Below are 1062 nucleotides of genomic sequence, written 5' to 3' on the forward strand. Positions count from 1 at the left end.
CTCTGTTCAAACTGCGCGATCAACGCCAGGAACGGGCGCATCATCTTCTGAGCCCGCTTTCTGTTCAGGCTCTTCATGACCAGGAAGCCATTCAGTTGCTGTTTGGCGAAGTACAACGCCCGAAGCACCGGTTCCTGAGCCAGATACTGATGCAGATTCTCCTTCTGTACCGCACTGAGCTTCCAGTGATGACGACGCATCAGGCTCAGCAATCCACGGTTCTTGCGGCCCTCGGGGTCATACTGCTGCCACAGCTTCATGAAGTGCTGGTTCACCAGACGCACCACGTGGAAGCGATCAGCCACGATCATGGCATTGGGGAAGTACTGCCGGGCGATCCGGCGGTACGTCTCAGACAAATCCATCACAATGACCCGCACATTCTCCCTGCCCGGCAAACGCTTCAGGTAGCTGCGTAAGCTCGCTTCTGAGCGCCCCAACACCACATCGAACACCTTATGGTTCTTCAAGTCTACCAACGTGGTGGCATAGCCCTTTTTACGGGTGAAGAAGTGTTCATCAATCCCCAGCACCTGAGGGCAGCTGCGACCGGAGAGCTCTGACACGCGCCGCTTGATGAACGATTGATACCAGCGCTCCACCGTTGCACTGCCGATACGGTGCGTGTGCGTCAGCTTGCGCTGGCTGACACCGCCATCATGCGCTTCAAAGACCTCCAGGCGGTAGGTCTCGGTGGCACGTAGCCGGGGAAGAATCCCGGCAAAACGATGCCGGAAATAGCGGTTGCAGTCGGTGCAGTGGTACTTGGGAACGCTCAGGTGCAACACCACCAACTGATTGCCTTGGCGTGTGTGCTTGAGCGTGCGCTGATAGGTGGCCTTCACGCGCACCTGCTCGCCTGCGCAGTGCATGCAGGCGGGCCGCTTACGCGGCCCCGCCCACACATGAATATCTTGCATTCGCTTGACAGCGTGGACCACCAGCCCAGGGATCCCTAAGATAAAATCGATTGGGGACATCGGCATTGCTTCCATTAAACGTGTTCTTCGCAAAAACAAGTCTAATGAATGTCGAGCGTCCCCCTTTTATGAGGTAGAGCCT

General features: G+C 56.8%; 1 protein-coding gene. It reads right to left on the reverse strand.

The window, feature by feature from the left end:
• Nucleotides 1-980 (reverse strand): ISL3 family transposase (locus H0484_RS15030; RefSeq protein WP_226955444.1); only part of this gene is annotated, 980 nt, incomplete at its 3' end.
• Nucleotides 981-1062: the final 82 nt, after the last annotated feature.

This window comes from Mesopusillimonas faecipullorum (assembly GCF_020539505.1).
GTDB lineage: Bacteria > Pseudomonadota > Gammaproteobacteria > Burkholderiales > Burkholderiaceae_B > Mesopusillimonas > Mesopusillimonas faecipullorum.